We start from the raw sequence: 12,387 nt of genomic DNA, 5'->3' as shown, positions 1-12,387 counted from the left end.
GTAACGATTTATTGAAAGGAATGAGAGTGTCTTACCTAGTTACGCTCAAAGCGAGCGGCAAACAATTTACCGTAGGTGCAGATGAGACTCTCCTTGAGGCAGCCTTTCATCAGGGCGTCAACTTGCCCTATGGCTGTAAAAACGGTGCTTGTGGCTCGTGTAAGGGGAAAATCCTAGAGGGTCAGGTAATCCACGGTGAACATAGTGAAGGGGCCTTGAGCCGCGCCGACGAGACTGCTGGCGCAATTCTTTTTTGTTGCGCCCATCCTCAATCTGATCTACTCATTGAGGCACGAGAGGTACAAGGAAATAGCGATATTGCCATTCGGAAGGTGCCTTGCCGAGTAAATACCATTCTGAAGCCCAGTAGCGATGTCGCTATTCTCAAGTTGCAGCTACCAGCTTCTGAACGCTTTCAGTTTCTAGCTGGTCAATATATTGAGTTTCTATTAAAAGATGGTCAACGACGGGCGTATTCCATTGCAACCGCGCCGGACCAAGAGGGTCCACTAGAACTGCATGTCAGACACACCCCCGGCGGCATCTTCACCGATTTTGTCTTTGGCGCCGTGGAGCCGTCACTCAAGGAAAAAGACATATTGCGTTTTGAAGGTCCAATGGGGAGTTTTTTTCTAAGAGAAGACTCTAAGAAACCCATCATTTTTGTAGCGGCTGGCACTGGCTTTGCCCCTATCAAGGCAATCATTGAGCAAATGCGCCTTAAGCAAATCGATCGCAGCATTCATCTTTACTGGGGTGGCCGACGTTCAAGTGACCTCTACATGGATGAGTTGTGCCGCTTGTGGGAAGCTGAAATGCCTAACCTGACTTACATTCCCGTCTTATCTGATGCCTTACCTGAAGATCACTGGTCTGGTCGCAGTGGGTTTGTTCACTTGGCTGCAATGGCGGATCACCCTGACATGGCAAGTTTTCAGGTTTATAGCTGTGGCGCCCCCATCATGGTCAATGCAGCCCGCCAGGATTTCTCGTCAATCTGCCGCCTGCCTGAGGACGAGTTTTTTGCGGACTCGTTTACCAGTGCCGCGGATCTCGTTGCCAATTAAACCCATTCCTTCACAAAGCACGATAATCAAACCTCCACATTCATTACTTTGCCTACTGCCATGAACCAGCCAGCCCACAACGTAGACTCCCATTCAGTCATGTACATCACCCCACGGCCAGAACTCATTATGGTCGAGGGCAAAGGCTCTTGGTTAACCGACAATAACGGCAAGCGCTATTTGGATTTTCTGCAAGGTTGGGCTGTGAATTGTCTAGGCCACTGCAATCCTGGAATGATTGCAGCGCTTAATAGCCAAGCCCATCAGCTGATTAGTCCAAGTCCGGCTTTTTACAACGAACCGATGATTCGTTTATCTAATTTATTGACAGACAATAGTTGCTTTCAGAAGGTCTTCTTTGCCAATAGCGGCGCTGAAGCGAATGAAGGCGCGATCAAGTTAGCCCGTAAATGGGGTCAAATTAACAAGTCTGGCGCCTTTGAAATCATCACCTTTGATCACAGCTTTCATGGTCGCACCTTAGCCACCATGAGCGCCTCGGGTAAGGAAGGTTGGGACACGATGTTTGCCCCTCAAGTGCCTGGATTTCTTAAGGCCGACTTGAATGATCTGGAATCGGTGCAAAAACTGGTCACCAAAAGAACTGTGGCCGTGATGTTGGAGCCCGTTCAAGGCGAAGGTGGCGTGATCCCAGCAACAACAGAATTTATGCAGGCATTACGCAAGTTCACTAAAGAAAACAATATTCTTCTCATCGTGGATGAAGTCCAGGCAGGCTGTGGTCGCACTGGCAAACTCTTTGCCTACCAAAACTTTGGTATTGAACCAGACATCATGTCCTTAGGTAAAGGCATCGGTGGTGGCGTTCCCCTAGCTGCTTTATTGGCAACAGAGGCAGCGGCCTGCTTTGTGCCAGGCGATCAAGGAGGTACTTATAACGGTAACCCACTGATGACTGCGGTGGGTGCCAGCGTGATTGAGCAACTCATTGCTCCGGGATTTTTAGAAGCTGTACAAGCCAAAGGTGAATTACTGCGCTCTGAACTTTTGGCCATTTCCCAAGAGTTTGGCCTTGGTGGAGAGCGCGGTATGGGCTTGCTACGCGCCCTCATTCTAGGTAAAGATATCGGCGCTAAGTTAGTCGAGCTAGGCCGAAATCGCAGCCCTGATGGCGTCTTGCTGAACTCGCCAAGACCAAATTTATTGCGCTTTATGCCCGCGCTCAATGTTGAGGATGATGAAATTCGTCAAATGAGCGGCATGTTGAGAGAACTTCTCAAGCAGGCAGTTTAGTAAAAGGGGCTCTTAGAGGCCCCTTTTTTATTAACTAACCAAGTTCTTTGGGAGAGAAAAGGTGACATCTTCAACGATGCCTTCAAGATTGCGAATCTGCCGAGGACCAAACTCTTGAATTTTTTCAACGATCGAAAGCGCAAGACTTTCGGGGGCTGAAGCGCCCGCAGTTAAGCCGACTCTTTTCTTACCGACAAACCATTCCGCCTGCAGTTGCTCTGGGGCATCGACCATGTAAGCAGGTACACCAAGCTTTTCAGCCAATTCTCGCAAGCGATTCGAGTTCGAGCTCGCCTTACTTCCCACCACAATAACTACCTCAACCTGAGGCGCCATAAATTTCACTGCATCTTGGCGATTTTGCGTGGCGTAACAAATATCTTGTTTGCGGGGCTGAACAATATTCGGAAACTTCTGCGTTAGTGCCTCAACGATTTCTTTAGTTTCATCTACTGAGAGGGTGGTTTGCGTAACAAAGGCAATTTTTTCATGCGCAGCAAACGGCAAATCGTTGATGTCGGCAATTTTTTCAATCAGGTGAATACCTGCTTGGACTTGGCCCATCGTACCCTCGACTTCCGGGTGTCCAGCATGTCCAATCATCAGTACAGTAAAGCCTTCTTTGCACATCTTTACCACTTCCAGATGCACTTTGGTGACCAAGGGGCACGTCGCGTCATAGACCTGCAGGCCACGTTCTTCGGCATCCTTGCGCACCTCTTGAGACACCCCGTGGGCACTAAACACCACAATGCCCCCTTTAGGAACTTGCTCGAGCTCATCAACAAACACTGCGCCCTTTTCACGCAATTCATTCACTACGTAGGCGTTGTGAACAATTTCATGGCGCACATAAATTGGTGCACCAAAACGAATGAGGGCCTCATTAACAATGTTGATAGCTCGATCAACGCCCGCACAAAAGCCCCGCGGCTGCGCCATCAAGATTTCAGCTGGATCTGCTACTGGATTTGGATTGCTCATGATTTAAAGAATAGCCACAATTTCAGCTTCGAAGGTAACAGCCCTTCCAGCCAGAGGGTGATTGAAATCAAACCACGCACCCTCATCGTCAATCGACTGCAGCACGCCAGCGTACTGAGCGCCACTAGGCGCATTAAATTCGATGACATCACCGGGATGAAATTCCGTATCCTCGTCGCGCCCTTCTTTGAGCGCTTTCAGGGAGACCCATTGGACTAAATCCTCTTTGCGCTCGCCAAAACTCTCTTTGGGCGAAAGTAATGCGCTCTTTTTTTCACCTACCGCTAAACCAATCAATACTTTCTCAAAACAAGGCGCAAATTGTCCAGACCCTATCAAGACCGTAGCAGGTCGATCAATAAACGTGTTGATGTAGTCCTCCCCGCTGGGCAAAGTCAGGCGGTAGTTCAAGGTCAAGAAGGAGTTGGGCAAAACCGTAAGCGTAGTCATAAGCTTATTGTATCTAGGCCTGACGCTAGCGTGCATTCCCCCATAACAGCCTGGCCAAAAATGGAGCAGCCAAGAGAAAAATTACGTGCTTTAGGGGCTCAAGCACTCACTGATGCCGAGTTGTTAGCCATCTTCCTGCGGGTGGGCATCAAAGGCAAAACAGCCGTGGCATTGGCAAAGGACCTCATTCATCAATTTGGCAGCCTTCCCAGGCTGATGTCGTGTACACCCGAAGAGTTTGTGAGCATTCAAGGAATGGGCCTATCGAAATGGGCACAAATTCAAGCGGCTTATGAATTGGTCAAGCGCAGCTTAGAAGAGGGTCTTGCGCAGGATTCGATTTTCTCCTCCCCGGCCAAAGTAAAAGAGTACTTGCAAGCCAAAATTGGGCGGCTACCGCACGAGGTCTTCCTTTGTCTCTACCTAGATTCCCGCTTTCGCTTAATTGAGTGTCAGGAGCTCTTTAGGGGATCCATTACCCAAACCGCGGTTTATCCCAGAGAGATCTTAAAAGAAGCACTCTCTAGGAATGCAAGTGCCCTGATCGTCGCCCACAATCACCCCAGTGGCAGCCCACTGCCCAGCAGAGCGGATCAGGAATTAACCAAAACATTGAGTTCTGCGCTTCAATTAGTCGATATCCCACTTCTAGACCACTGCATCGTTAGTGGCAGCGGTTTTTTCTCTTTTTTAGAGGCTGGGCTTATGAATGATAGTTATACGGATGAGTAATCACTTACTTAATGCAATATTTTTCACCCTCCGACGCTCTAAAAGATAAAATCATCTAGAAGTAAGTGAATAAGGACTAGCCCAAAATAGCTTACGCCTGATACAATCTTCTTTTTTCGCAATTAATGGAGTCACGTCATGGCAAAAGTTTGCCAAGTCACTGGGAAGAAGCCGATGGTTGGCAACAATGTATCCCATGCAAACAATAAAACGAAGCGTCGGTTTTTGCCTAATTTGCAAAATCGCCGTTTCTGGGTTGAATCTGAAAACCGTTGGATTAGCTTGCGCTTAACCAATGCTGGTTTGCGCGTTATCGACAAAAACGGTATTGATGCCGTATTGACCGATCTCCGTGCACGCGGCGAAATTTAAGGAGCATTGAAATGGCTAAGGGCGGTAGAGAGAAAATCAAATTAGAGTCATCAGCTGGTACTGGTCACTTTTACACCACATCCAAAAACAAGCGTACCAAGCCTGAGAAAATGGAGATCATGAAGTTTGATCCCACTATTCGCAAGCACGTTGCTTACAAAGAAACGAAGCTAAAGTAATTTATTTACTTTGCTAATAAAAAACCCGCTACATCAGCGCGTTTTTTATTGCCTGTTCTTGCTTACTTATGCGTAGCGTCGCAATCTGAGCGAAAACTCTTTCAAACTATTTAAACCGCTATCCTCGGCTTGTTGGCACCAAGTGTGCAACTGAGCTAGCAATTGCTCACCAGACGCGTTGGAGCGCCCCCAAATGGCTTGCAAGTCGCGGCGCATTTCTACCATCTTACGCAGTTGGGCATTCGTAGCAATCAACTCTTCAAGCTTGAGTTTTTCTTCCTCACTTAGACGAGACTCGTCTTTACAAAGCCAAGTACGCGCATCGTTCAAGTGGGCAGCCAAGACTTGCATATGCTGCGCCTCGTGGCTAAAGAAATCACGTAAGGTCTTGCTGTAGCGCGCCATGATTTCGTAGCGGTTGGCAATGATTGCTTCCAGCGTGTTTTGATCGGCTGGGCGTAAATGAGCTAGAACTGGTTTAGGCTGAGTCTTCTTGACCTTAGCCAATCCGACCAGGCTCAAGGTTTGAATATAAAACCAGCCAATATCAAATTCGTACCATTTGTTAGATAGCTTTGCGCTGGTAGCGAAGGTGTGATGATTGTTATGGAGCTCCTCGCCGCCAATCAAAATTCCCCAAGGAACAATATTTCTAGAGGCATCTTCACAATCGTAATTTCGGTAGCCCCAGAAATGTCCAATCCCATTGATCACGCCAGCGGCGGTAATCGGGATCCACAACATTTGCACTGCCCAAACAGTTAAGCCAATGGCACCAAACAGAAAGACATCCACAATCAGCATCAGAGCCACGCCTTGCCAAGTAAACCGAGAATACAGATTGCGCTCTAACCAATCTGATGGTGTGCCATGCCCAAACTTCGATAAAGTTTCTAGGTTGCGGGACTCCGTTTTATAGAGTTCAGCGCCGCGTGAGAGGACGGTATGAATACCCAGCACTTGAGGGCTATGGGGATCATCTACAGTCTCACACTTAGCGTGATGCTTGCGATGAATAGCTGCCCATTCTTTTGTCACCATTCCGGTAGTTAGCCAAAGCCAAAAGCGGAAGAAGTGCGAAGGTATCGAGTGCAACTCTAAAGCGCGGTGCGCTTGGCATCGGTGCAGGTAGATTGTCACTGCGGCGATCGTAATATGGGTCACCACTAGGGTGTAGACCAAAATTTGCCACCAAGACCAAGCTAAATAACCGTTGGCCAACCAACTCACAAAAGGGTCAATGCTAAAACTCAAAGCTGCATTCAAAAGAAATTCCTAAACAGGGGTAAACCGCTATTTTAGGGCTTTCTTGGTCTTTTTGGGCTTCTCTGCATCGGGCGCGCATTCTTCAGCCGGTAGCTTTTTTTCTATGACGGCTGCTTTTCTTTGAAAGATCGCTCCAAAGAAGCCATCGGTATCGTGAATATGGGGCCACAACTGCCACCAAGGATTGTCCGGGCTGCATCCCAAAGGCAATACATCCTTAGGAAACAGGGACTTAAGAGCCTGTGCCGCTGGTATCACCTCAAAATCAGGGTGTTTTGCCAGAAAATCCTCTGCAATCGCTTGGTTTTCTTGAGGCATCAAACTGCAAGTGGCATAAACCAGGCGGCCACCCGGCTTAAGGAGCCTGCTAGCAGAGGCCAAAATATTGGTTTGCTTTTCGTTCAGCTCCAAAATTCCCGTAGGAGTCTGACGCCATTTCAGATCTGGGTTACGACGCAGTGTTCCCATGCCGCTGCAAGGGGCATCTACTAACACTCGGTCTATCTTGCCAGCCAAACGCTTGATCTTGGCATCATTCTCACTATCAATCCATACCGGATGGACATTGGAGAGGCCGCTACGGGCCTGCCTTGGCTTCAAATTGGCTAAGCGACGCTCTGATGTATCTAATGCATACAGGCGTCCTGTAGAGCGCATGAGCGCCCCAATCGCCAAAGTCTTGCCACCAGCACCAGCACAAAAATCCACTACCATTTCGCCGCGCTTGGGGGCTAGCAAGTAGGATAGCAGCTGACTGCCCTCATCTTGCACCTCAAACATACCTGCCTTGAAACCTACCGTATTTTGTAAGGCAGGCTTACCCATAATGCGCACGCCATCTGGTGAATACGGCGTTGGAATTGCTTGATAACGACCTCCGAGGGCATTCATCTCGGCAAGTAATTGCTCGCGCGTGGTCTTCATCGTATTGGCGCGCAAATCTAATAATGCGGGGCGCATCAGGCATTTTGCTAGTGCTTCACGTGAGTCTTCACCGGGATAGGTGCCAAACGCATCCCATAACCACTCCGGTAAGTTGTTGCGCACGAGCGGACTTAAAGTCGCTGGATCAATCGTGGCAAAACGCTGAAGCCATTCATACTCGCCTGGCTTGAGGACGTGGGCTAAGTCTGCAATCGCGCTTTCCATGCGGTTAGCAGATCCCAGTCCACCCTCAGAAAGGGCCGACAGCAAACCCAATAGGGCTAAGCGTCTCGGCTGAGAGCCTTCCCCACTGGAAGCAAACTGAGAGAACTCATTTTTACGACGCAAAATAGCAAAAGCGCTTTCAGCAATGAGTGCACGGTCGCGATTACCCAACTGCGGTTCAGCACGAAAGTAGCGGCTCACCACGCGGTCAGCCGGCTGCTCAAAGCTCAGCAATTCGGGAAGCAAACGCTCTAGATGAAGGGCGTGCTGGGGTAATGCCTTCGCATTGGAAAAGTTTTTTTGCCCTACTGGGGCAATTAAATTGCCGCTAGCGTTGCGACGCTCGGGACGGCGCAAAGGGTCTTTAGTTTTGGCCGCATAGCTTTTGTGTGGCGCTAAGCGGGTAGTTGTTTTGGAGCCAGCATTGGCGCCACGGGGTGAACGTTCTTTACTCATAATTTTATTAATTGCGGCTCTTCGGGAAAAAGCTTCGCTTGCTTACCTTCTATTCGCAATCGTCCATCAAGGAACCATTTTACGGCCCGCGGGTAAATCTGATGCTCTGCGGCTAAAACACGGGCCGCGAGCGTGTCTGCATTATCCCCTGCAAGCACAGGAACAGAGGCTTGGCAGATGATTGGGCCCTCGTCGACACCTTCGGTTACAAAGTGTACGGTGGCCCCATGCTCGGTCACTCCAGCCTCTAAAGCGCGTTCATGGGTGTGTAAACCAGGGAAAGCGGGAAGCAGCGCTGGGTGGATGTTGATCAAGCGACCGGCGTAATGGCGAATGAAGTGAGGCGTCAAAATTCGCATAAAACCAGCCAAAACGACCAAATCAGCCCCTAGTTCATCGATTTTCTCGATTAGGGCTGCATCGAACAACTCCCGCGTAGCAAAGTCTTGGTGCTCGATAAAGAAAGCAGGTATGCCCTGCGAGCGAGCAAAATCAAGGCCTGCAGCCGCAGCGCGGTTCGCAATGACCCCCGCAAATTGGACTGGCCATTGCTCTTTTTGAGCTGTTTTGACGATTGCCTCGAAATTAGTTCCGCGGCCGGAGATTAAGGTGACGATAGATTGCATGTCCACAATATAATTGATGGCTATCCTGAAAGCGATTAGTGAACGTATTCCGTGGCTCCACCCAGTTTTCCGTAAGACCTGCTTGTGCCCTAAGCATCGGTAATTTCGATGGCGTGCACAGGGGTCACCGCACTCTTTTAAAACAACTTCAGTCTGGGGCACAAGAAAGAGGCTTGGAGAGTTGCGTTCTCACATTTGAACCCCACCCCAAGGAGTTTTTCTCGGCAGAGCAAGCCCCTCCCCGCATTCTGAATTTACGCGATAAATTAGCCGCCTTTGCCAAAGTCGGTATCGATCGCGTAGTGGTGGAGCATTTCAATTCCGCTTTCGCACGATTGAGTGCCGATGAATTCGTATCCGAAATTTTAGTAAAGCAACTCAATGCTAAGTGGGTCTTGATCGGTGATGATTTTTGCTATGGCGCAAAACGAGTGGGTAATTTCGCCAGTCTCAAAGCAGCCGGTGAACAATATGGCTTTGAGGTTTCCAGCATTGATACCGTTCTTGAAGATGGTGAACGCATTTCTAGCTCTGCCTTACGCGATGCTCTCGCAAATGGCAACATGGAACTAGTGACCAAGTTGCTAGGACGCCCTTATGGAATTTCAGGGCATGTGATTCACGGACAAAAACTGGGGCGACAACTGGGCTTTCCCACTCTAAACCTAGCCGTTGCCAACCATCTACACCATCGCAAACCTGCTACGAGCGGGATTTTTACTGCCCAAGTCATTGGCTTAAGTGAGAACCCTCTTCCTGCTGTGGCTAGCTTGGGAGTCAGGCCTACCGTGGAAGACCAAGGTCGCGTCCTTTTGGAAACCCATCTCTTTGACTTCAACCAAGAGGTCTATGGAAAAATTATTACCGTAGAGTTATTGGAAAAAATTCGTGATGAGGCGAAATACGCTGACCTCGACACGCTCACTCAAGCGATTGCATCTGATGCGGCGCATGCTAGAAATTATTTCAAGAAAAAAGAATATGTCTGAAAAAGTAAATAACTACCCCGTCAATCTTTTAGAGACCCCCTTTCCAATGCGTGGAGACCTAGCTAAGCGCGAGCCGCAGTGGGTAGCGCAATGGCAAAAAAATAAGCTCTACGAAAAGATTCGTGCCACACATGCTCATCAGCCAAAGTTTATTTTGCACGATGGCCCTCCTTATGCCAACGGTGACATTCATATTGGTCACGCTGTGAATAAAATTCTGAAGGACATGATTGTGAAGTCCCGCTGGCTTATGGGCTTTGACTCTGTATACGTCCCAGGCTGGGACTGCCATGGCATGCCAATTGAGATTCAGATTGAAAAAGAATTTGGAAAGAATTTATCTACTCAAGAAGTGCAAGCAAAGGCGCGTGCTTATGCCTTGGTACAAATCGAGAAACAGAAAAAAGATTTTGAGCGTTTAGGCGTGCTCGGCGATTGGCAGAACCCTTACCTCACTATGAATTTTCAAAATGAGGCCGATGAGATTCGGGCCCTTGGAAAAATTTGGGACAAAGGTTATGTCTTTAGGGGATTAAAACCCGTGAACTGGTGTTTTGATTGTGGTTCTGCACTCGCTGAAGCCGAAGTGGAATACCAAGACAAAACCGATTTAGCGATCGACGTAGGTTTTGCGTTTGATGAAGCCCAGCTTCCTCAGCTAGCAACCGCATTTGGATTAAGTGCGTTACCAGCCAAGCCTGGAAAGATCGTGATCTGGACCACGACACCTTGGACCATTCCAGCTAACCAAGCCTTAAACGTTCATCCAGAACTCAGTTATGCCTTGGTTGATGTTGGTGACCAGCTGCTCCTATTGGCGCAAGACCGCGTGGCTACTTGCTTGAGTGACTATGGTTTTGAGGGAACTGTCCTTGCTACCTGTCTAGGCAGTCAATTGGCTAACATTTCCTTTTGGCACCCTCTAGCGCCATTGCATGACGGCTACAAACGCTTATCACCCGTTTACACCGCGGATTACGTGACACTCGATACCGGCACGGGCATTGTGCATTCGGCGCCCGCCTATGGTGAGGAAGACTTTAAGTCTTGCAAGGCAAATCAACTTGCTGATAAGGACATTCTTAATCCCGTTATGGGCAATGGCGTGTATGCATCGTGGCTACCGTTATTCGCTAATGAATTTATTTGGAAAGCCAATCCAAAAATTGTCGCTGCAATGCGTGAAGCAGGTAGTTTGTTACGGGATAAATCCTACAGCCACTCCTATATGCATTGCTGGCGCCATAAGACGCCGATTATTTATCGCGCGACTTCGCAATGGTTTGCGAGCATGGATAAAAAGCCCACCGACGGTAGTGCCTCACTGCGTGAGACTGCTTTAGCTGGAATTGAAAAGACCGAGTTTTTTCCTGCCTGGGGCCAACAACGTTTACGCAGCATGATTGTCAATCGACCTGATTGGACCTTGTCACGTCAACGCCAATGGGGTGTACCGATGGCTTTCTTAGTGCACAAAGAAAGTGGTGAGCCCCACCCTCGCACCCAAGAGTTACTCGAAGAAATAGCTAAACGAGTTGAGGAAAATGGCATCGAGGCTTGGCAAAAGCTGGAAGTGAGTGAGCTGATCGGCGATGAAGCTTCTCAGTATGAAAAGAATCGTGACACCCTTGATGTGTGGTTTGATTCAGGAACTACTCATTGGCATGTGATTCGAGGCTCTCATCGGCATGAGCTTTTCAGGGCGGAGTCTGAACTTCCTGAGGGGCGTTTGGCCGACTTGTATTTAGAGGGCTCTGATCAGCATCGTGGCTGGTTTCATTCTTCTCTACTCACTGGCTCAATGCTTGATGGCAAGCCCCCTTATAAAGCACTCTTGACCCATGGCTTTACCGTGGATGGGCAAGGTCGCAAGATGAGCAAGTCCGTCGGTAACGTGATTGCTCCTCAGCAAGTTGCCGACAAATTAGGCGCTGAAATTATTCGCCTGTGGGTCGCCTCTACGGACTACTCTGGCGAGATGACCATCTCCGATGAGATTTTGAAACGTGTAGTAGAGAGCTATCGTCGGATTCGCAATACTTTGCGCTTTTTATTAGCCAATCTTTCTGACTTTGATCCTAGCAAAGATACCGTTCCTGTTGATCAATGGTTAGAGATTGATCGTTATGCTGTAGCTTTAGCAAATCAATTGCAAGGCGAGCTTAAGGCCCACTATGAGACTTACGAATTTCAGCCTGCTGTTGCACGCATTCTGTCATTCTGCTCTGAGGATTTAGGTGGCTTTTATTTAGATATTCTTAAAGATCGCCTGTACACCAGCGCCCCTAACTCAGCCGAGCGTCGAGCAGCACAGAGCGCCCTGTTTTACATCACCCGTAATCTCTTAAAGTGGTTGGCTCCCTTCCTCTCCTTTACTGCTGAAGAAGCGTGGCAAGATCTATCACAAGGCGCAAACGAGAAAATATCTGAATCGATCTTCATGGAAGAATTCGGCCTCTTCCCAGAAATTCCTCACGCAGCGGACTTGCTCGCTAAATGGCAGCGCATCCGGGAGATGCGCTCTGAAGTAACGAAGGCGATTGAAATTGAACGTGAAGCGGGTCACGTTGGCTCCTCTTTACAGGCCGAGTTGATAATCAAATTGCCCAAGGCAGACTTTGCATTACTTAAGTCTTTAGGGGATGATTTACGCTTTGTCACGATCACTTCAAGCGCTTCAGTAGCTGAAAGTACAGGCGCATTAGAAGTTGCGGTACGCGCTAGCCAGTTTAAAAAATGCGTTCGCTGCTGGCACCACGCAAAGGATGTCGGGAGTAATGCGCAGCATTCCGAATTGTGTGGGCGCTGCGTGAGCAACCTATTTGGCGATGGTGAACATCGCTTGTTCGCCTAAAAAGAAAGT

General features: G+C 48.7%; 12 protein-coding genes. 7 read left to right on the top strand and 5 right to left on the bottom strand.

Annotated features, from left to right (window positions below; translation table 11 throughout):
• The first annotated feature begins 26 nt into the window (after positions 1 to 26).
• Positions 27 to 1,067: a CDP-6-deoxy-delta-3,4-glucoseen reductase gene (locus CP950_RS01620; RefSeq protein WP_096672105.1), complete on the top strand. Its 1,041-nt coding sequence runs from the start codon at positions 27 to 29 to the stop codon at positions 1,065 to 1,067.
• Positions 1,068 to 1,127: 60 nt separating this feature from the next.
• Positions 1,128 to 2,321 (top strand): acetylornithine transaminase, encoded by a 1,194-nt coding sequence (locus tag CP950_RS01615; RefSeq protein WP_096672104.1) that lies wholly within the window; start codon positions 1,128 to 1,130, stop codon positions 2,319 to 2,321.
• A gap of 30 nt (positions 2,322 to 2,351) precedes the next feature.
• Here the strand turns inward: CP950_RS01615 and ispH are convergent, their stop codons facing one another.
• Together ispH and CP950_RS01605 are read right to left on the bottom strand one after the other, a co-directional pair.
• A complete protein-coding gene (gene ispH / locus CP950_RS01610) occupies positions 2,352 to 3,305 on the bottom strand; it encodes a 4-hydroxy-3-methylbut-2-enyl diphosphate reductase (protein ID WP_096672103.1) in 954 nt (317 codons plus the stop codon).
• Between the two features lie 3 nt (positions 3,306 to 3,308).
• Positions 3,309 to 3,755 (bottom strand): FKBP-type peptidyl-prolyl cis-trans isomerase, encoded by a 447-nt coding sequence (locus tag CP950_RS01605; protein ID WP_108720880.1) that lies wholly within the window; start codon positions 3,753 to 3,755, stop codon positions 3,309 to 3,311.
• Between the two features lie 42 nt (positions 3,756 to 3,797).
• Between CP950_RS01605 and radC the strand changes: the two genes are divergently transcribed.
• From radC to rpmG, 3 genes are all read left to right on the top strand, one after another.
• Positions 3,798 to 4,487, top strand: coding sequence for a RadC family protein (radC, locus tag CP950_RS01600; RefSeq protein WP_336437092.1), 690 nt, complete (start codon positions 3,798 to 3,800; stop codon positions 4,485 to 4,487).
• A gap of 138 nt (positions 4,488 to 4,625) precedes the next feature.
• Complete coding sequence (rpmB, locus tag CP950_RS01595; protein ID WP_088526345.1) at positions 4,626 to 4,859, top strand: 50S ribosomal protein L28; 234 nt, start codon at positions 4,626 to 4,628, stop codon at positions 4,857 to 4,859.
• An 11-nt stretch (positions 4,860 to 4,870) separates the two neighbouring features.
• Entirely contained in the window at positions 4,871 to 5,038 is a 168-nt protein-coding gene (gene rpmG, locus CP950_RS01590; RefSeq protein ID WP_015421876.1) for a 50S ribosomal protein L33, read from the top strand.
• A 66-nt stretch (positions 5,039 to 5,104) separates the two neighbouring features.
• Here rpmG and CP950_RS01585 read toward each other — a convergent pair whose 3' ends face one another.
• Genes CP950_RS01585 through purN form a run of 3 tightly spaced genes read right to left on the bottom strand, consistent with a single transcriptional unit; the run spans position 5,105 to position 8,535 of the window.
• Positions 5,105 to 6,280 (bottom strand): DesA family fatty acid desaturase, encoded by a 1,176-nt coding sequence (locus CP950_RS01585; RefSeq protein WP_165766402.1) that lies wholly within the window; start codon positions 6,278 to 6,280, stop codon positions 5,105 to 5,107.
• Between the two features lie 51 nt (positions 6,281 to 6,331).
• Positions 6,332 to 7,909 (bottom strand): RsmB/NOP family class I SAM-dependent RNA methyltransferase, encoded by a 1,578-nt coding sequence (locus CP950_RS01580; protein WP_207760173.1) that lies wholly within the window; start codon positions 7,907 to 7,909, stop codon positions 6,332 to 6,334.
• On the bottom strand, positions 7,906 to 8,535 hold the full coding sequence (purN, locus tag CP950_RS01575; RefSeq protein WP_096672101.1) for a phosphoribosylglycinamide formyltransferase: 630 nt from the start codon (positions 8,533 to 8,535) through the stop codon (positions 7,906 to 7,908). Before purN ends, CP950_RS01580 begins: the two co-directional genes overlap by 4 nt.
• A 38-nt stretch (positions 8,536 to 8,573) precedes the next feature.
• Between purN and CP950_RS01570 the strand changes: the two genes are divergently transcribed.
• Both CP950_RS01570 and ileS read left to right on the top strand, forming a co-directional pair.
• Positions 8,574 to 9,524, top strand: a complete 951-nt coding sequence (locus CP950_RS01570; protein ID WP_096672100.1) for a bifunctional riboflavin kinase/FAD synthetase — start codon at positions 8,574 to 8,576, stop codon at positions 9,522 to 9,524.
• Complete coding sequence (gene ileS, locus CP950_RS01565) at positions 9,499 to 12,378, top strand: isoleucine--tRNA ligase (RefSeq protein WP_419185567.1); 2,880 nt, start codon at positions 9,499 to 9,501, stop codon at positions 12,376 to 12,378. The genes CP950_RS01570 and ileS overlap by 26 nt, the downstream gene beginning before the upstream one ends.
• The last annotated feature ends 9 nt before the right edge of the window (positions 12,379 to 12,387 follow it).

Source organism: Polynucleobacter meluiroseus, from assembly GCF_900205755.1.
Lineage (GTDB): Bacteria > Pseudomonadota > Gammaproteobacteria > Burkholderiales > Burkholderiaceae > Polynucleobacter > Polynucleobacter meluiroseus.
Note: the sequence above shows the minus strand (reverse complement) of the source record. Positions and strands in the feature narration are given on the sequence as shown.

Bases quoted from the DNA above. Each gene is read 5' to 3' on its own strand.
- CP950_RS01615 (WP_096672104.1), top strand. From the start codon at position 1,128: ATGAACCAGCCAGCCCACAACGTAGACTCCCATTCAGTCATGTACATC.
- ispH (WP_096672103.1), bottom strand. From the start codon at position 3,305: ATGAGCAATCCAAATCCAGTAGCAGATCCAGCTGAAATCTTGATGGCG.
- CP950_RS01605 (WP_108720880.1), bottom strand. From the start codon at position 3,755: ATGACTACGCTTACGGTTTTGCCCAACTCCTTCTTGACCTTGAACTAC.
- rpmB (WP_088526345.1), top strand. From the start codon at position 4,626: ATGGCAAAAGTTTGCCAAGTCACTGGGAAGAAGCCGATGGTTGGCAAC.
- rpmG (WP_015421876.1), top strand. From the start codon at position 4,871: ATGGCTAAGGGCGGTAGAGAGAAAATCAAATTAGAGTCATCAGCTGGT.
- CP950_RS01580 (WP_207760173.1), bottom strand. From the start codon at position 7,909: ATGAGTAAAGAACGTTCACCCCGTGGCGCCAATGCTGGCTCCAAAACA.
- purN (WP_096672101.1), bottom strand. From the start codon at position 8,535: ATGCAATCTATCGTCACCTTAATCTCCGGCCGCGGAACTAATTTCGAG.